Source organism: Pseudoalteromonas sp. CR1, assembly GCF_019392235.1.
Lineage (GTDB): Bacteria > Pseudomonadota > Gammaproteobacteria > Enterobacterales > Alteromonadaceae > Pseudoalteromonas.
In genome coordinates this window covers 120,386-137,693 of record NZ_JAHXRM010000007.1, presented here as the reverse complement: position 1 = coordinate 137,693, position 17,308 = coordinate 120,386, and the positions used below count along the sequence as shown (strand labels likewise).

General features: G+C 38.3%; 19 protein-coding genes. 11 read left to right on the top strand and 8 right to left on the bottom strand.

Features of this window, described 5'->3' with window-relative positions:
* Window positions 1–29 precede the first annotated feature (29 nt).
* The 3 genes from KZZ04_RS08615 to KZZ04_RS08605 all read left to right on the top strand — a co-directional run bounded on the left by KZZ04_RS08615 (window position 30) and on the right by KZZ04_RS08605 (window position 4,167).
* The gene (locus tag KZZ04_RS08615; protein ID WP_219422430.1) at window positions 30–1,943 is read left to right on the top strand and encodes a methyl-accepting chemotaxis protein; all 1,914 of its coding nucleotides are present in this window, start codon (window positions 30–32) and stop codon (window positions 1,941–1,943) included.
* Window positions 1,944–2,077: 134 nt separating this feature from the next.
* On the top strand, window positions 2,078–3,253 hold the full coding sequence (locus KZZ04_RS08610) for a tetratricopeptide repeat protein (RefSeq protein ID WP_219422429.1): 1,176 nt from the start codon (window positions 2,078–2,080) through the stop codon (window positions 3,251–3,253).
* The gene (locus KZZ04_RS08605; RefSeq protein ID WP_219422427.1) at window positions 3,250–4,167 is read left to right on the top strand and encodes a M20/M25/M40 family metallo-hydrolase; all 918 of its coding nucleotides are present in this window, start codon (window positions 3,250–3,252) and stop codon (window positions 4,165–4,167) included. Before KZZ04_RS08610 ends, KZZ04_RS08605 begins: the two co-directional genes overlap by 4 nt.
* Here the strand turns inward: KZZ04_RS08605 and KZZ04_RS08600 are convergent.
* A complete protein-coding gene (locus KZZ04_RS08600; protein WP_219422424.1) occupies window positions 4,131–4,454 on the bottom strand; it encodes a GIY-YIG nuclease family protein in 324 nt (107 codons plus the stop codon). The genes KZZ04_RS08605 and KZZ04_RS08600 overlap by 37 nt on opposite strands.
* A gap of 107 nt (window positions 4,455–4,561) precedes the next feature.
* Between KZZ04_RS08600 and KZZ04_RS08595 the strand changes: the two genes are divergently transcribed.
* Complete coding sequence (locus KZZ04_RS08595; RefSeq protein ID WP_006793933.1) at window positions 4,562–4,921, top strand: outer membrane protein assembly factor BamE; 360 nt, start codon at window positions 4,562–4,564, stop codon at window positions 4,919–4,921.
* A 53-nt stretch (window positions 4,922–4,974) separates the two neighbouring features.
* Here the strand turns inward: KZZ04_RS08595 and KZZ04_RS08590 are convergent, their stop codons facing one another.
* Both KZZ04_RS08590 and KZZ04_RS08585 read right to left on the bottom strand, forming a co-directional pair.
* Window positions 4,975–5,298, bottom strand: a complete 324-nt coding sequence (locus KZZ04_RS08590; RefSeq protein ID WP_138527437.1) for an RnfH family protein — start codon at window positions 5,296–5,298, stop codon at window positions 4,975–4,977.
* Window positions 5,295–5,735, bottom strand: a complete 441-nt coding sequence (locus KZZ04_RS08585; RefSeq protein ID WP_058404802.1) for an SRPBCC family protein — start codon at window positions 5,733–5,735, stop codon at window positions 5,295–5,297. The genes KZZ04_RS08590 and KZZ04_RS08585 overlap by 4 nt, the downstream gene beginning before the upstream one ends.
* A 145-nt stretch (window positions 5,736–5,880) precedes the next feature.
* On the opposite strand from KZZ04_RS08585, the gene smpB reads away from it, so the two are divergent.
* Entirely contained in the window at window positions 5,881–6,360 is a 480-nt protein-coding gene (gene smpB / locus KZZ04_RS08580) for an SsrA-binding protein SmpB (protein ID WP_006793936.1), read from the top strand.
* Window positions 6,361–6,781: 421 nt separating this feature from the next.
* A complete protein-coding gene (locus tag KZZ04_RS08575) occupies window positions 6,782–9,373 on the top strand; it encodes a TonB-dependent receptor (RefSeq protein ID WP_138527438.1) in 2,592 nt (863 codons plus the stop codon).
* Between the two features lie 61 nt (window positions 9,374–9,434).
* Here KZZ04_RS08575 and KZZ04_RS08570 read toward each other — a convergent pair whose 3' ends face one another.
* The 3 genes from KZZ04_RS08570 to KZZ04_RS08560 form a co-directional block, all read right to left on the bottom strand.
* Window positions 9,435–10,040 (bottom strand): peroxiredoxin, encoded by a 606-nt coding sequence (locus tag KZZ04_RS08570; protein ID WP_006793938.1) that lies wholly within the window; start codon window positions 10,038–10,040, stop codon window positions 9,435–9,437.
* Between the two features lie 260 nt (window positions 10,041–10,300).
* Window positions 10,301–11,014 (bottom strand): fatty acid metabolism transcriptional regulator FadR, encoded by a 714-nt coding sequence (gene fadR, locus KZZ04_RS08565; protein WP_006793939.1) that lies wholly within the window; start codon window positions 11,012–11,014, stop codon window positions 10,301–10,303.
* Window positions 11,015–11,429: 415 nt separating this feature from the next.
* Window positions 11,430–11,768 (bottom strand): hypothetical protein, encoded by a 339-nt coding sequence (locus KZZ04_RS08560; protein ID WP_219422421.1) that lies wholly within the window; start codon window positions 11,766–11,768, stop codon window positions 11,430–11,432.
* Window positions 11,769–12,014: 246 nt separating this feature from the next.
* Between KZZ04_RS08560 and KZZ04_RS08555 the strand changes: the two genes are divergently transcribed.
* The 4 genes from KZZ04_RS08555 to KZZ04_RS08540 all read left to right on the top strand — a co-directional run bounded on the left by KZZ04_RS08555 (window position 12,015) and on the right by KZZ04_RS08540 (window position 14,774).
* On the top strand, window positions 12,015–12,986 hold the full coding sequence (locus KZZ04_RS08555) for an integron integrase (protein ID WP_219422419.1): 972 nt from the start codon (window positions 12,015–12,017) through the stop codon (window positions 12,984–12,986).
* Between the two features lie 240 nt (window positions 12,987–13,226).
* Window positions 13,227–13,589, top strand: coding sequence for a hypothetical protein (locus KZZ04_RS08550; RefSeq protein ID WP_219422418.1), 363 nt, complete (start codon window positions 13,227–13,229; stop codon window positions 13,587–13,589).
* Between the two features lie 358 nt (window positions 13,590–13,947).
* The gene (gene dsbB, locus KZZ04_RS08545; protein WP_219422417.1) at window positions 13,948–14,466 is read left to right on the top strand and encodes a disulfide bond formation protein DsbB; all 519 of its coding nucleotides are present in this window, start codon (window positions 13,948–13,950) and stop codon (window positions 14,464–14,466) included.
* Window positions 14,467–14,471: 5 nt separating this feature from the next.
* Entirely contained in the window at window positions 14,472–14,774 is a 303-nt protein-coding gene (locus tag KZZ04_RS08540; protein WP_058405089.1) for a hypothetical protein, read from the top strand.
* Between the two features lie 10 nt (window positions 14,775–14,784).
* Here the strand turns inward: KZZ04_RS08540 and KZZ04_RS08535 are convergent, their stop codons facing one another.
* Window positions 14,785–15,081, bottom strand: coding sequence for a helix-hairpin-helix domain-containing protein (locus KZZ04_RS08535; RefSeq protein ID WP_219422415.1), 297 nt, complete (start codon window positions 15,079–15,081; stop codon window positions 14,785–14,787).
* Window positions 15,082–15,395: 314 nt separating this feature from the next.
* Here KZZ04_RS08535 and KZZ04_RS08530 point away from each other — a divergent pair, with 314 nt between their 5' ends.
* Window positions 15,396–15,713, top strand: coding sequence for a YebG family protein (locus KZZ04_RS08530; protein ID WP_058405087.1), 318 nt, complete (start codon window positions 15,396–15,398; stop codon window positions 15,711–15,713).
* A gap of 71 nt (window positions 15,714–15,784) precedes the next feature.
* On the opposite strand, the gene putP is transcribed toward KZZ04_RS08530, so the two are convergent.
* The gene (gene putP, locus KZZ04_RS08525) at window positions 15,785–17,263 is read right to left on the bottom strand and encodes a sodium/proline symporter PutP (RefSeq protein WP_058552264.1); all 1,479 of its coding nucleotides are present in this window, start codon (window positions 17,261–17,263) and stop codon (window positions 15,785–15,787) included.
* Between the last annotated feature and the right edge of the window lie 45 nt (window positions 17,264–17,308).

Here is a 17,308-nt window from a genome sequence, read left to right as displayed (position 1 = left end):
TCTACTTCGTTGTAAAAAATTATTATAAAATGATACAAAACCTTTCTATTACTCAAAAAATCACAGCACTTGGCAGTGGCATCGCTATTTTTGTTGCAGCACTCATTGGCATTACATCGTTATATAGTTCTGAAGATATAATAGAACAACGTATGATTGAGTCAGAGCTACCAGGTAAACTGCAAACAATTAGTAACCACATTGGTGGTGAAATAAATATGCTAATTGGTGCTGCAGAGCAACTTTCATCAAACGAGTTTATTTTACAATGGGCACAAACTAATAATAACGATGCGCTGCTTTTAAAAGAGCTAAACCGCTTGGTAGAACAATACGACTTAGCCACAGCATCGTGGGCTAACCGAAACACCGCACAATACTGGAATCAAGAAGGCTTTTTACGCGTACTAAAAAACGATGAAGCCGATGGGTGGTTTTTTGCATTCAAAGAATCAAGAAAACCCTACTCTATCAGTATTTATCAAGAGTCAGTGAATGATGTAAAAATGTTTATTAACCACCAGCAGGTGAATGGTAAAGGTTTAGCAGGGCTAGCTAAAAGCATTACTGATATGCAAAAACTACTGCAACAATTTAAAATTGAGCAAACAGGGTTTGTATATATTGCTGACAAAAGCGGCCTTATTCAATTACACAAAGACTCAAATAAAGTAGCCAAAGCAAATATTGATTCGGTTTATGAAGCGAATATTAGTAATGAAATACTAAGCTCAAACGGCTTTAAGCTAAAAGAAATCACACTATATGGTCAAGCCATCCTTGTAGCAGCAACCCCGATAGAAAATACCGACTTATTTATTGTGGCCCAAGTTCCAAAAAGTGAAGTGTTTGCAAGCGTAAGTACACTTCAGTGGCAAATATTTACGTTTACCCTAATCATTGCCTTAATTGCCAGCTTAATTAGTTACTTGTTAGCGCGCTCGTTGTCTTCACCATTATTTAAAATGGGCGAATTATTCTCTCGTTTAGGTTCTGGCGACGCAAACCTAGCGTATAGATTACCCGAATCGAGCCAAGCAGAGCTTAATAACTTAAGTGCAGGGTTTAATCAGTTTATTAGTAAAATTGAAGTGGCTATTGGCCAAGTTGCCACAGAAAGCCACGATATAAAGCGCAGCTCTGACCATGTATTTGAGCAAGCCAAACGCAATTCTCAAGCAATCGATAGCCAAAAAGAGCAAACTATTTCTGTCGCGGCAGCCATTAACGAAATGGGTGCAACAGTACAAGAAATTGCTCAAAGCGCTGCCAATGCGGCCAAACTTACCGATAGCAGCCGCGAAAACACAATGCAAAGCCATAACCAAGTAATGCAAAGCCAGGCAACTATCTCTGCGCTTGCAAGCGACATTGACGGCATAACAGAGCAAGTGTCACTGCTCTCTAAAAAGACAGTGGATATTGCCAGTATTATTGATGCAATTCGTAGCATTTCAGAGCAAACAAATTTATTAGCTTTAAATGCGGCAATCGAATCTGCTCGTGCTGGTGAGCATGGCAGAGGGTTTGCTGTTGTTGCTGATGAAGTAAGAGCGCTTGCAAACCGGACCTCTCAATCTACCAACGAAATTCAGTCGATGATTGAGGAGCTTACCCAAATATCAGATGACGTAGTAAAAGACATTAGTCAGTCAAAAGATAAAGCACAGCAAAGTGTGGGGGCTATGCAAAGCTCAGTTGAATTACTCGATGTAATAAGCGAAACATCTAATCAAATAAATGACATGGCAACGCTTATTGCAACAGCTACCGAACAGCAAAGTAATGTAGTTGCCGATGTTGGCCGTAATATTGAGCAAATTAGCGAAATTAGCGACAACGCAATGAGTGAACAAATTAACACTGAACAAGCTATACGTGACCTAGCAAATAGCGCTCAAACATTAGATGCCTTAGTGGCAACGTTTGAAAAGCACCGTTAAAACTTCCTGCATTACACCAATTCGCTTGATTAATGATCCCGAGGGATTTGATATTAAAGCGAATTGGTATTAAGTACCCCCTCTTGGCAAAATTACGACTACACTTATTAAGACGTTTTTGTTTGGAGGTGGTTATGCAATCCCATCGATTTCAATCTTTGGTCATATTGGTGGGGCTATTTACGCTAAGCGCATGCAGTTCAACACCGCCTACCCCGCCACCAGTTAAATTGACCCAAATAAATTCGTTTGAGTCATATACTCTAGAATCTCCAGAAGAGATTTTTACTCTCAGCGACAATCTCAAGCAGCAGCTACAAAACCATTTAAAAAGTCAGCAATCTGCCCAAGCGCTGGCACACAGTATATTGAGCTTTTTACTTAAAAATGGTGATGATTCGCTTTTATATCAATCAGGGGCAACCCTCACCGCGTCACAAACCTTTAAAAACTTAAATGCAAATTGCTTATCGCTCTCTATTTTAGCGTATAGCCTTGCTGACTATTTAGGTATAAAAGCACGGTTTAATAAAGTACATATCCCAGAATACTGGGCTCTTAACAATGGGTTTAATTTACTGACGGGTCATATTAACTTAAGTATTGATATCGCAATTGAACCTTCTAACCAATCAGTATTTGTTTACCAAGGCAAACAACGCTTAACAATAGACTTTGACCCTAATAGCCGCCAAGCTCGCTTTAAAACAACACCTATTAGCAGACAGACTATTACAGCCATGTTTTATAACAATAAAGGCGCAATTGCACTCGTTAATAAGCAGTACGATTTGGCTTATAACTACTTTAGCCACGCAGTTAAAGCCGACCCTAATTTTAGTGCTGGGTGGGGAAATTTAGGCGTATTGTTTAGACAATTAAACTACTTAACTGAAGCTGAAAAAGCCTACACCCACGCAATATTGCTTAATCAAAACAACAATACCGCACAAGGTAACTTGGCTGTTTTGTATCAGCTAACAGGCCGTTCGCAGTTAGGCACTGACATCTTAAACAAATTACATATCAAGCGTCAAAACAACCCTTATTACTATATATCGCTTGGTAATACAGAGTTTGAGCAATCTAATTTTACACTTGCATTAGCACATTATAAAAAAGCCTATAGCCTTTCACCCTCATTGCACGAAAGCCACTTTGGCCAAGCTCGCGTGTATTTTAAATGGGGAAATACCCAAAAAGCGACATATCATCTTAAGCAAGCGGGCAAAAAAGCTGACTTTTTACATGACAAAAAACGCTATGAGAGTAAATTAGATACATTACGTTCACTAACAGCAAAGCTATGACCATTAAATACTTTTTATGCTTTATTTTAATAAGTGTGTGCGCTAATAGTTATGGAAATGCCTTACACACCCAACTTATTGATGATTTAACTTATTTAGCCAGTAATGACCTAATGGGTCGAAAAACAGCAACAGAGGGCGCCGTAAACACTCGAATATACTTACAGAATAGACTTTCTGAAATTAACCTAAATGTGAGTGAGCAAACATTTACTTATAAGTCAGGCGTTTTTGAACAAATACAAGGTATTAATATTGTTGCTAAGCCAGCTCAATCAACACCCCATCCAAAAATTATTATTACTGCCCATTACGATCATTTGGGAAAACGCGGTGGAAAATATTATTTAGGGGCAAATGATAATGCAACAGGCGTCGCTGCCCTGCTTTATCTGGCATCTTCGTTACAGAATACAGAATTCCCTTACGAGTTTATATTTGTATTAACCGACGCAGAAGAGAATGGTTTACATGGCAGTAAACATTTTGCGCAAACACTTAATCCTAATAACGTTTTAATGAATATAAATTTAGATATGCTGGGGGTAAAAAAACATAAAGCCCGTGTGTATGCATTAGCATCGTACTCACTAAAACAAAAACTAAAACCTGTGTTCTGGGCTTTAAAAAACACTAAAATAACAATCAAACCGGCCTATTCGTCAAAACAAATGAATCGGCTAATTAAATCACAAAATATTGATTGGCATAGGGCAAGCGATCATTACTCATTTGCGCGTAACAACATACCTTACGTGTACTTTGGAATGGGTCACGACCCCCATCACCACACAACTAAAGACACCGCAGAGCACATCGACCTACCTAAGTACATAAACACGGTGCTCACGATAGAGCAATTTATTAAGCAGCTTGCTCAGGCCCCTGCTGATGATTTAAACGCTGAAACATAAGCCTCTTTTTTCGCTCTGGGTAGTTTTTTTATTTTGCATTCAAGCTTACTCGCCTCGCTTTTAGTTCCTACCTCTTGTTGATGAATAAGTAAAAGTGGCCCTTTACCTTTTAAATTTTTCGCCCCTTTACCTGCTTGATGCGTTGCAAAGCGCTTATCTACATTTGTAGTAATTCCGGTATACCAATGTCCAAACCGGGTTTGCACTATATACAAATGCCATAAAGTGTCTAGTCTGTGTGTTTTTGGCTCTGTGGTTAGTAAACTTTTTTCATTATTGGTGGTCAAAATATTACCTTAATACCCTTAACTCAAAACAATTGCTTAAAAGGGTTTTACCTTCAGTGACTAATCGGTATCATGCAGATTATAAAAAATAAGGATCACAACAAACAATGCAGTCGTTAAAAACTTTTTCTCTTTGGCTTATCGTCGCTTTAACACTTAGCTCTGCAGCAGGTTGCTCTAGCTGGGTATACAGAATAAACATCCCTCAAGGTAACTTTTTAGAGCAATCGGATGTTGAAAAGCTTCGTGTAAACATGACTCGAGACCAAGTTATTTATGTATTAGGCCGTCCTATTGCTACAGATGCTTTTGATAACAACACATGGCGTTATGTTTACAGCTTTAACAAAGGCCGTGAAAACGAACAACATAAAGAGCTTGTTATTAACTTTGAAAATGAAAAACTTGTTTCGCTTTCAGGTGACTACGACCAGCCAGAAAATTTCAACACCCCTTTAGAACAATAATATTGTCGCTAAAGTAAAAAGGTAAGCATTGCTTACCTTTTTTTATACCTAAATTAACGCTCGAGTGGGCGACCGCCTGTTATTTTATTTGCTCGACCTTCTTCTTTTGCCTTTTCAGCGCGTTTTCTTCGTGCATCTTTAGGGTCTGCAATTAATGGGCGGTATATTTCAATACGGTCACCATCTTTTAATTCGTAGTTTGCCTTAACCGTTCTATTCCACACACCTAATGTCAGTGCATTTGCGTCTATTTCAGGGCACTTTTCAATAATACCCGACTGAATAACCGCTTGTTCTGCTGTGCAGCCTGGTTGCACCTCAAGCGATAAACAGGTAGCTGTAGTGGGTAAAGCAAATACAACTTCAATATTGATCATACTCGCGCTCCGTATACTTCTTTAGCTCGCGAAGTAAAAGCACTGACCATATTTTTTGCAACATCATTAAAAATTTTGCCAAACGCGAGTTCAATAATTTTGCTCGAAAACTCAAATTCAAGTTCTAAATAAACTTTACATGCATAGGCATCTAATGCTTGAAAATGCCAACGCCCTTTAAGTGTTTTAAATGGACCATCAACCAGTTTTAACAACACGGTTTGTTCGTCTATAAAGGTGTTTTCGGTGGTAAACCACTTTTTTATACCCGCCTTGGATATTTCTATACTCGCGGTCATGTTATTATGCTGTTGCGAAACAATTTTTGAATCAGAACAATTTGGTAAAAACTGAGAATAAGCTTCTACATCATTAACTAGATCAAACATTTCTTTAGTGCTGTACATAACCAGCGCACTTTTTTCTATTTGTGGCATACTCACTCCCAAATGTGTGGGCGAATTTTAGCAAGCTTTGTTCGTTTCCCCAAACTTTCATGACGCATAAATTAGATCTAATTTTTTAAAATCATTACTAAAAATCGATGTAAAACATCTCACATTACGTATATTATAGGGCACTATGGCTAAGAAAAATTCATCAAAATCGACAAGTAATACCATCGCGCTAAACAAAAAAGCGCGACATGAGTATTTTTTACACGATAAGTTTGAAGCAGGTGTCGAACTACAAGGCTGGGAAGTAAAAAGTATCCGAGCTGGTAAAGTAAATATCTCTGAAACTTATATACATCTTAAAAACGGCGAAGCATTTTTACTTGGTAGTCAAATTCAACCATTAAATAGTGCCTCTACTCACGTTATTTGCGACCCTATGCGTTACCGAAAGCTTTTACTAAGTAGACGAGAACTTGACCGCTTAGTGGGGGCAACTGAACGTGACGGCTATTCATTAGTCGCAACAGCCATGTATTGGAAAAAATGCTGGGTGAAACTTGAGTTTCATTTAGCAAAAGGTAAAAAAATGCATGACAAACGCGAAGATGGTAAAAATAAAGACTGGTCACGCGAAAAAGAACGCTTAATGAAGCACAAAGTATAAGTAAAGCGCCTAACTCAGTTAGGCGTTTTTTTTATAAAAAACTAATCGCCATTTGTTTTATTAATATACAACACGATTATTATTCACCCTAAATATGGAAATAAATAATTTATTACAATTTTATCATCAATCAATTAATTTAATTATTACTCTTATTTAGGCTGTATTTTTTATCTCTTGAATAAAGCATATGCGCCTATTTCAACCTCCTTCAGCGCATAAAACCTGTTTTAAAATCATCCAAAACCACACTAAAAGTCATACTAAAATCACATTTCGGTCTAATTGCTAACACTTAAGTTACATGATATTAATGTCGTCGCTTGTTATATCAATCCGATAAAATGTGGGATTTATTTAACAATTTAAAAGGATTGGTATTGAGCAACTAAACTTATTACATATCAACAAGGATTTAAGGATGAAGCAATCAATTGCATTTACACCAAGTATTATTATTGGTGCAACACTTTCACTATCAGCGGGCTTTACAACAACAACCTACGCTGCTGAAGAAGCAAAAAAAGTAGAACGCATTGAAGTTACAGGCTCGCGTATTAAACGCTCTGACATTGAAGGCCCTTCACCGGTGCAGTCAATCAGCAAAGCCGATATTGAAAACATGGGTTATGACAACCTCCAACAACTCCTCGAAAGAATGCCTGTAGCAGGCAGTGGTACTTTTTCTACACGTGGTAATAACCAAGATTCAACGGCAAATGGAGCTGCCGCTGTAAGTTTGCGTGGCCTAGGTGCCGACGCAACGCTTGTGCTTATTAACGGGCGAAGAGTCTCAATTAGTGCATTTGCCGAAGGTATAACAAATTCGTTTGTCGATATAAACAGCATTCCAGTATCGGCTATTGAGCGTATCGATATTTTAAAAGACGGTGCATCTGCAATTTACGGCTCTGATGCCGTAGCCGGTGTTGTTAATGTTATTTTGAAAAAAGATATCGATGGCGTAGAAGTAAACTTAGGTTACGGCGGCACTGACGGTCCTAACTATGAAGAGACAACTGCAAGTGTTGTATGGGGCACTACTAGCGAAAAAAGCAGTGCGTCGGTAATCATTGATTACTTTAAAAACACATCGCTTTCATCAGATGAAATGGGCCGCTTAGGCACCGCTAACCAATCACCTTATGGCGGTGAAGATTTCCGTTCTTCTCGTGGCTTTCCTGGCTACTTTTACGTTGATGGCGTAAAAACAATTGACCCAGATTGCCCAGCTGAAAACGCAACAGCAAGCGGAAGCTGTTTATTTGATTATGGTCCATTTGGCTACATTGCCCCTGCCGCTGAGCGTATTGGCGCTATATCGCAATTTGAATATCGTTTTGACAACGGCATTACGGGCTTTTTAGAAATGGCCGTTCAGCACAATACCTCAGTTGCAGCCGGTGCACCAACGCCACTTGACGAGGATGCCGGCCTAACGGTACCAGCAAATCATCCAAATAATCCTTTTGGACAAGACATCGAAATTGGCCGCTACCGTACTGTCGATGCAGGTGCACGCCAATGGGATATTGAATCAGACACAATGCGTATTGTGGCAGGCTTAAAAGGCGAAATTAACGACTGGAGCTGGGAAACAGCAGTACAAAAAGGGCGGAGTAAATCAATTCAAACCGGCGACCGTTCGCAAGGTTGGGTTCGTACAGATTTCTTACAACAAGAAATTGACGCAGGTAACTACAACCCATTCGGTGGCACTTACAACGATCCGGCTGTTGTAGACAGAATTACCACCAGCCTTGTTCGTCGTGGCGAATCGCATATGACTTCATTTGACGCAAACATCACTGGTGAAGCATTTAGCTTTGGTGATGATGTTGTGATGATGGCTGCAGGTATTGAATACCGCGAAGAAGACGTTAGTGATATTCCAGATGACCAATTCCAACGTGGTTTAATATTTGGTACTGAATCTGTATCGGCATCAGCAAACAGAGACCAGTACGCCGCGTATGTTGAGTTTTCAATTCCACTTGCAGAAACCCTAGAACTGCAACTGGCAGGTCGTTACGATGACTACAGTGACTTTGGTACGACTACCAATCCAAAAGTGGCACTTCGTTGGGCACCAACCGATGAAATTACGGTTCGTGGTTCATGGGCTCAAGGCTTTAGAGCTCCGTCTCTTGCACAAGTTGGTTTAGGTCCATCTCAAGAAAGTCAGTTTTTTGTAGACACCTACCGCTGTCAGGCAACGGGTAAAGACTGTAGCGCTCTTGATTACAACATTGAGTTTGCAGGTAACCCAGATCTACAACCAGAAGAGTCTGAATCATGGAACGTTGGCTTTATTTGGGCACCAACAGCAGAGTTTGGTTTAAGCGTAGACGTGTGGAGCATCACACAAGATAACAAAATTGACGAGCAAGAATTTGGGCCTATTTACGCCTCTGAGTGTAATAACCAAAACAGCACCGTGTGTGTTCGTTTAGCACCCAATGGTGGTGATGCACTCGGCACAATTCAAAAAATATTCAGTACCTTTGAAAACGTATCATCGCAAGAAGTATCGGGCGTAGATATTTCAACAAACTACAATCACTCGCTTGACGATTTAGGCTTATTAAAATTCAATTTAGAATGGGCATACCAAGATAAATTTGAAAAAGATGGTCGTGATTACACCGGCGAATATGGGTACCCAGAGCACCGCTTTATCTTCTCAACTAACTGGGAAATGGGCGCGTTTAACACTAACTTAAACATTAGCTATGTTGGTGAGTTTGAAGATACGCCAGATATCGATTTCGATGGTAACTTAGATTTTGACACCAATACGTCGCGTATGGTTGATTCGCAAACACTGGTTGACTTACAAACGTCTTACCGTGTTTCTGATGCAGCAAAAGTATCGTTAGGTATTAATAACTTATTTGATGAAGAGCCACCATTTGCAATTGGTGACGGTGATTCTGATTTATACGGCTATGCGTCAGGTGTTCATAACCCTCGCGGTCGTTATATTTATACTAAAGTGAGCTTTTCTTTCTAAACGCTACATAATTAAAAAAACCGCCAACTGGCGGTTTTTTTATTTAAAAAAAAGGGCTAAATTATAGCTCGCCTTCGTTTTCAGATAGGAACTTAGCAACACCTTCAGGGCTTGCATCCATACCTTTTTTACCTTCAGTCCAACCAGCAGGACATACTTCACCGTTTTCGCTGTGGAATGCAAGTGCGTCAACCATACGGATCATTTCGTCGATGTTACGACCTAGTGGTAAATCGTTCACTACTTGGTGACGTACGTTACCTTCTTCGTCGATTAAGAACGAACCTCGAAATGCAACACCCGCTTCTGGATGTTCAACGTCGTATGCTTTACAAATTTCGTGTTTAACGTCTGCAACAAGTGCGTATTGTACTTTACCAATACCGCCGTCAGCTACAGGCGTGTTACGCCATGCATTGTGAGAGAATTGTGAATCGATAGAAACACCAATTACTTCAACGCCGCGCTTTTTAAACTCTTCAAAACGCTTATCAAATGCAATAAGTTCAGAAGGACATACAAACGTGAAATCTAATGGGTAAAAGAAGATTACAGCTTTTTTACCTTTAATTGTTTCGTGTAGATTGTAGCTATCTACAATTTCACCATTACCTAAAACTGCTGCAGCGGTAAAGTCTGGTGCCTGGCGGCCTACTAATACACCCATTTTATTCTCCAAATATTTTGAGTTTGTTTTCAATTGCTTTCGCAATGCTGGTACATATATGGGCGCTAAAATTTAAAAACCAATAGCACCAACATATAATTGTTTTGTATATTAAATATAAATATTTGAAAAAGACAATCGTATTTACCGATGTAAGCAATCGAAAATACCGAATAGAAAGAATCAAATAGAAAATACCGAATAAAAATTAAAACACCGCAAATACAAAAAAACCTGCAAATGCAGGTTTTTTTAAATGTTTAGTCCATTATATCCGACGGCATATCACCACGAATTTTTTGCCAAATTTCACCCGTTTGATGACCATATTTACGCATCATAGAAATTGCACCATCGTGCTCATTATTTTGCGCTAATACAGTTAAATCTTTATAAAACTGGCGGGCAAGCTCGCGGGTACCCGGATCTGAAAAGTAATGGCAACCAATTTTAGAATAAAACCCTCTAAAACCATTTAAAATTAAAACGTAAATTCGGTTATTCCCTGCAACGGCTAATTCGTGGTGCACTTTATAGTCGTAATCAGCAAAGGCTTGTGCAGTATCTTCAAGTTCGTGGCTTAATGATAAAATTTCAATGACACGTTCAGGATTAAGCTTAATTGCAGCACGGGTGTAAATAGCACTTATATTAGTACGAGCAGACAACAACTGATCTGTCAGCTCAGGCATTTTATCTTCGTCTAAACGTGCTAACGTTTCTAATATATTCAAGCCCGACGTTTCCCAAAAGTTATTCACCTTTGTTGGTTTACCGTGCTGAATAGTTAGCCAACCGTCTCGCGCTAAACGCTGTAACACTTCGCGTAATGTAGTTCTTGTTACGCCAATTAACTCCGAGAGCTCTCTCTCAGCTGGTAGAATTGAACCTGGAGGGAAATCGCCATTCCAAATAGACTCAACTATGTATTCTTCAGCAAATCCTGCTGGGCTTTTTGCTTTAAAAATTCTCATCCAATTCCCACTCGAATTAATCTACAACGTTTCGCTTACACGAATAACTGACTGATTGTACCAGACGAAACTCAACTAACAAGTAAAGTAAGATATATTGTTAAATTGATCATACACATCAAGGTAAAGTTACTGAGGAACGTGAATTTCCGACCTTTTTAAAGGAACAAACATAGCTTTCAATAAAACAAATTCATTGAAAATACCACATTACAGTTAGGCTAAACATGGGGGAAATGTTGCAAGTAGCGAAACTCAACTTAGTGGCTGAACAAACAGCCAATTGTACACATTGAAGATTTTTAATGTCCGAAGTCAAGATCTGGCCCCAACCACTCTATGATGAGAGATGGTGTCATGTGGGATCCTAAAATGGTTTAAAATTAGGAATTGACACCATAGTCACTTGTTATGTTTACTGTTTTACCCAAACCTGATTGTCTATTTCAATTGACACCAAACTAAATCGCTTATAACCAGCAGATTGATATGAAACATTAGCAATAGAACCTATTTTTACTTTTTTATTGAACTGCTCGCAATCTGATTTTTGTAATTGAGTTCGAAAAGAATACTCACCTGATTTTAAATTGAAACCAATATCTAACATATTACTTGTGCGCCAAACATCTTCGCACTTAAATGATATGACTGGCTGAGTTTCTACGATCAAATTCTGAGATTTAGGTGACTCTGTTTGCTTGAGCAAGAATACAACAGTGGCGAATATTAATACCGAAACTATCCATTTCATGCTGAATCCTTAGTAAACATAACATGTTTATAGCGAGCTAATCGCGCGTATTTCTACCAAAGCGTAGCTCGTTTTCTTATTGGTTTATTTTTAACAAACTTGTCAACTAATTGCCAGTGTTATTAAAATTCATCAGTGCTCGTTTTTCCTCTCAGTATAAAACGAGCGACTGGGTCGTTTTCTTGACTATGCGAGCGACTGAGCTATAACTGTATATGCATACAGTTAAAATTCGACGGATTGAAAATGAAAACTCGCTCTGCGTATTTAAATTACATTGCGGACTATATGCTCACTCGACAATATTCATTAAGAACTATTAATGCTTATTTGAGTTGGATCGCAAATTTTATTCACTTTCACAACAAACGCCACCCAAGCTCAATGGGAGATTCAGAAGTCGAAGCGTTTTTAGACCATATTGTATTAAAACGTAACATGTCAGCTAAAACACAATGTGCAGCTTTAAATGCGTTAGCTTTTTTATATAAACATATTGTCAAAAATGAACTTTCGTTAAACTTGAACTTTGCACGAAGTAAGCGACAGCCCAAATTGCCTGTTGTGATGACCCCTGATGAGGTCAAACAATTGATGGTTCATCTATCTAAGCGATATTACTTAATCGTGGGGTTAATGTATGGTAGTGGCTTGCGAGTGATGGAGGCTGTGCAGCTGCGAGTAAAAGACATTGATTTTGATTATAAATGCATTCAAATTTGGAACGGGAAAGGCAATAAGCATCGTATCGTTACACTTGCAACTGAGTTGCTCCCGTTACTTAGAAATCAAATTATGCAAGTTGAAGAATATTTGCGATTAGATTTACAAAACGAACAATACGCAGGCGTATGGATGCCAAACGCTTTAGCTCGTAAATATCCGTCAGCTAACAAATCACTCGCGTGGCAGTACTTATTTCCTTCCTACAAATTAAGTAGTGATCTAGAAACCGGCGAGATACGGCGTCATCACTTCCATCCAACATGTGTTAGAAAAGCGGTTAAAAAGGCATTAAAGCAAACCAATATTACAAAGATTGTTACGCCTCATACCTTTCGTCATTCTTTTGCAACACACTTGTTACAAAGTGGAGCAGATATAAGAACGGTGCAAGCTCAGTTAGGTCATACAGATGTTAAAACCACGCAGATTTACACTCATGTTTTACAGCAAGGAGCAAACGGTGTTGTTAGCCCGTTAAGCAAAATTTTCTAGAGTAAGGCCTACTATGAGGCAAACAAATGGGCAAAGCACATATTTTCCAGTAGTAAAAGTGTAGAAATACTAATGGTAATTTAATAATATGGAGTAAGATTATAAAGCCTTAGTTTCTGTTAGCTTAAATTATTGAGCCGACCTTAACTCCTACCTCTGCGATTTAATATGATATTTAAATTCACCAAAAACTGGCTCTCTCCAAATTTTGTTATAGTTGTTTTGTTTTCAATAATATCCATGATCTCTACCTATTACTTAAATGACTCTGACTCTGTGAAGATAAAGGCTGCTTTGTTTGTTTCTCCTCTTTTCTATTTAACAGCGCTCTATTATTTTTTGCACTTATTAACAACCCCCAATGAAATTACTTTAGGAAACAACAGTATCGAAATTGATGGTAAAGTTTATTTGTTAGGTTTAAATAATAGATGTAGTGTTTCATTTAATAAAGCATCACAGGCTGAATTCGAAATAACCATAAACAATAAAAAGACCGTCACAACATCTTTTTTTTACAAGTATGATTTTAATAAGGAAGAACTTATCAGCTATTACACTGATAATGAATATGTGTTTGCACGCTCAATGGCATTAAATTAATGGGTAGAAACACCCGACTTTAATTAAAAACACATTTAATTTTTTTTCATTGATCGTATAACTAACCTAGACTTTCAATTGACGAAATAAACCGATCGCTTCTTGCCCATAGTAGCTCTTACCTATTTGCTTTAACTATTATAAGTTGGATAAAACTATCCTCATATTAATAAGTAAAGCCCAATTGCAACTCAATATGCATAGAAAATATAACAAAGCATTTCAATATAGCTTTTTATATAACTGAGATATTGTTTTTTCAGCGGGATAACAATAAAACTTTTAATATACCTCTTTTTGTTGCCGCTTACTTTTTCGTGCGTCATAATCTAGCGCCTTATTTATTATCGGACTTTTTATGAACTGGCTTGCGCAATTACCGACTCAACGAACACCTTGGCTTTTATTTTCTGCGATTGTTTTTTTGCTAGAAGTAACTGCATTGTTTTTTCAATACAATATGGGGTTAGCGCCTTGCATTATGTGCATTTATCAACGAACCGCGGTATTAGGATTGCTTGGCGCGGGTATTGTTGGGTCAATTAATCCACAAAGCAAAATAATGCGTATAGTTGCTTATATTGCTTGGGGAGTATCGAGCATTTGGGGGTATTTAATTGCCCGTGAGCACATAGATATGCAAACAACCACCGATCCATTTGCGTTTAGCTGTGAATTTGAGCCTAATTTTCCATCGTTTATGCCGTTGCATGAATGGATACCAAGCTTTTTTGAAGCCACTGGCGATTGCGGTAACATAGATTGGGAGTTTTTATCGCTTAGCATGCCTGCTTGGATGGAAGTTATTTTTGCACTTTTTGCACTGGCATTTTGTATTGTATTGGGTAGTCGATTAATACTAAAAAGAACGGTTTAATAATTATGTTTACATTTTTTTCTAGCCAACTTAAACAGTTGCAGCATTTAAAAATACGCGAGAGGCAGCTTGTTATAGCACGGTCTTTATCAATGTTGTCGCCAACAGACCGTGTATTACTCCGTATTATCAAAATATTGCTATTAAGCCCATTATTTTTAATATTTACCCTTTTTGAAGGTTGGTTAATTATTCCCTTTTTACTATTAGGTGGACTTTTTTATCCGTTATTAACCGCCCCTGTTGATATTAATTTTGCACGAAGAAACCTAGACGAGGCACTACAACAACATGAAAAGGGCGCTTAGCGCCCTTTTTTTAAAGTTTAACTTTACCTTCTAACTTGCTCATTACTTTTTTACCTATCCCCTTCACCTTGGCTAAATCCTCAAGGCTTGTAAATACACCATTTTCATCTCGGTAATTTACTATTGCTTGTGCTTTTTTCTTACCAATTCCAGGCAGTTTGGCTAACATTTTAGCATCTGCACTATTAATGCTTACCGCCTCGATTTGAGCCATAGAGTTGCTTACTTCAGGTAATTGCGCGTAAGAGGTCGTAACGGGTAGGATACTTAATAAGCTTGCTATAAGTAAAATTTTAAAGGTTTTCATTTTATCGTCCTTATTGTCCATTTTAGAACATATTTATTTTAATTATTAGGAACCCAAAAATAACAAACGCGAGGCTAGCCACTTTGGAGGTACCTAAATGCATTATCACTTTTCTCCGAAATCCTTAAAATGCAGCTGGTACAACCAAGTGATATATTAAATAAAGTTAAGTTACCGTTTTTTGTCAAATTTAAGACACTTAAAAATTACAACTCTGCGCTTGCATATTTACTTGCAAACCTTTACTGTATATAAAAACAGTAATCTTATGGTTTTTATAAACCACAGTGCCAAGCAAGTTTGCAGGAGAAATCATGGCTGTTGTTGTTAAATATGTTGTAGAACGAAACGGAGTCGAACGCATGACGTTTACTACTAAAAAAGAAGCTGATGCCTATGACAAAATGCTAGACATAGCAGAATCACTTGAGCTGATGCTAGAAAAAGTAGACGTGCCATTAAGTGAGCAACAAATAGAATCGCTTGCGTTAGAAATAGCAAAAAGCAAAGACGACTTTATGTCGGTGCTTAAAGGTGCCAAAGAACCTGCTACTGCTAAAGCGGTAAGTAAAAATAAAAAGTCAGATAACGTTGCATCGATAGACGATAACAACGCCAAACAAGCAAGCTAAATATTTTGCAAAAAGAAAGGGAGCAACTTAGTTGCTCCCTTTTTTATAGCTTTTATAAAAACAAATATTAATTAAAGCTCTTTCTCTACTTCATCAAATAACGTTGTTATATCTGAATTAGGCTCATTGGTTGCTAAACTTACAACTACAATAGCAATACTCGCGAGTATAAAGCCTGGGACAATTTCGTACATTACGCTACTTAAACTTTCACCATTGATTGTGAACGGGCCGTAAATCCATAGTAAAACGGTAACCGCACCCACAACCATCCCCGAAAGCGCACCCGCAAAGTTCATACGTTTCCAGTAAAGGCTAAACAATACAAGCGGCCCAAATGCAGCACCAAAGCCTGCCCACGCATTACTTACTAAATCTAAAATAGAGCTGTCTCTATCGTACGCTAGGTAAATAGCGAGTATTGCAACAATAGACACGCTAATGCGCCCTACCAGTACAAGCTCTGCGTCGCTGGCTTCTTTACGTAAAAATGTTTTGTAAAAATCTTCAGTTAGTGAGCTTGAACTTACTAATAGCTGAGATGAAATTGTGCTCATAATTGCAGCTAATATTGCAGCAAGTAAAAAGCCAGCAATAAGTGGGTGAAACAAGAGCTCTGAAAGGATCAGGAATATAGTTTCAGGATCATCCACTACTATATTATTCTCGTACGTATAAGCCGCACCAAAAATACCTGTACCTACAGCGCCTATTGCAGCAACAATCATCCAAGACATACCAATACGACGCGCTGTTGGCATATCTTTAACACTGCGCACCGACATAAAACGCACAATTATATGTGGTTGCCCAAAGTAACCCAGGCCCCACGCCATTGCTGAAATAATACCTAGCGCAGACCCTGCACCTATCCAACTAAGCATGTCTGGGTTAACGCTGTTTAAGGTTGACTGCAATGGTTGATCTAATAATGAATAAGCAACAGCGGGCACTAAAATAAGTGCAATAAACATAATACAGCCTTGTACGAAGTCAGTTAAGCTAACCGCTAAAAAGCCGCCAAAGAGTGTATACAAAACAACAACACCCGTTGTGATATAAAGCCCCATTTCGTAGCTTAAGCCAAATGAGCTTTCAAATAGTTTACCACCGGCAACAACGCCTGATGAGGTATACAGTGTGAAGAACACAATAATTACAACAGCCGATACAACACGAAGTAAATTTGATTTATCGTTAAATCGGTTAGAAAAGTAATCAGGGATGGTAATAGAGTCATTCGCTTTTTCAGTGTAAACCCTTAAACGCGGTGCAACTAAAAAGTAGTTTAACCATGCACCGGCAATTAAGCCAAATGCAATCCATGTGCTACTTAAGCCAGTAACAAACATGGCGCCAGGTAAACCCATTAAAATCCAGCCACTCATATCTGAAGCACCCGCTGAAAGTGCTGCAACACTTGGTGACAAGTTTCTACCACCCAGCATATAACCAGAAACATCACTTGTTGACTGCTTATAGGCATATAAACCAATACCTAGCATAACAACAAAATATAGTGACAATGAAATGATCATTCCTGTTTCCAAATTCGCCTCCATAAAACAATTAAAAGTAGCAGGCTTTTGATCCGA

Coding starts and splice junctions, on each gene's coding strand:
- KZZ04_RS08615 (WP_219422430.1), top strand. CDS start 30: ATGATACAAAACCTTTCTATTACTCAAAAAATCACAGCACTTGGCAGT.
- fadR (WP_006793939.1), bottom strand. CDS start 11,014: ATGAGAATTTTTAAAGCAAAAAGCCCAGCAGGATTTGCTGAAGAATAC.
- dsbB (WP_219422417.1), top strand. CDS start 13,948: ATGAACTGGCTTGCGCAATTACCGACTCAACGAACACCTTGGCTTTTA.
- KZZ04_RS08555 (WP_219422419.1), top strand. CDS start 12,015: ATGAAAACTCGCTCTGCGTATTTAAATTACATTGCGGACTATATGCTC.
- KZZ04_RS08550 (WP_219422418.1), top strand. CDS start 13,227: ATGATCTCTACCTATTACTTAAATGACTCTGACTCTGTGAAGATAAAG.
- KZZ04_RS08540 (WP_058405089.1), top strand. CDS start 14,472: ATGTTTACATTTTTTTCTAGCCAACTTAAACAGTTGCAGCATTTAAAA.
- KZZ04_RS08605 (WP_219422427.1), top strand. CDS start 3,250: ATGACCATTAAATACTTTTTATGCTTTATTTTAATAAGTGTGTGCGCT.
- KZZ04_RS08535 (WP_219422415.1), bottom strand. CDS start 15,081: ATGAAAACCTTTAAAATTTTACTTATAGCAAGCTTATTAAGTATCCTA.
- KZZ04_RS08595 (WP_006793933.1), top strand. CDS start 4,562: ATGCAGTCGTTAAAAACTTTTTCTCTTTGGCTTATCGTCGCTTTAACA.
- KZZ04_RS08575 (WP_138527438.1), top strand. CDS start 6,782: ATGAAGCAATCAATTGCATTTACACCAAGTATTATTATTGGTGCAACA.
- KZZ04_RS08590 (WP_138527437.1), bottom strand. CDS start 5,298: ATGATCAATATTGAAGTTGTATTTGCTTTACCCACTACAGCTACCTGT.
- KZZ04_RS08570 (WP_006793938.1), bottom strand. CDS start 10,040: ATGGGTGTATTAGTAGGCCGCCAGGCACCAGACTTTACCGCTGCAGCA.
- KZZ04_RS08560 (WP_219422421.1), bottom strand. CDS start 11,768: ATGAAATGGATAGTTTCGGTATTAATATTCGCCACTGTTGTATTCTTG.
- smpB (WP_006793936.1), top strand. CDS start 5,881: ATGGCTAAGAAAAATTCATCAAAATCGACAAGTAATACCATCGCGCTA.
- KZZ04_RS08610 (WP_219422429.1), top strand. CDS start 2,078: ATGCAATCCCATCGATTTCAATCTTTGGTCATATTGGTGGGGCTATTT.
- KZZ04_RS08530 (WP_058405087.1), top strand. CDS start 15,396: ATGGCTGTTGTTGTTAAATATGTTGTAGAACGAAACGGAGTCGAACGC.
- KZZ04_RS08585 (WP_058404802.1), bottom strand. CDS start 5,735: ATGCCACAAATAGAAAAAAGTGCGCTGGTTATGTACAGCACTAAAGAA.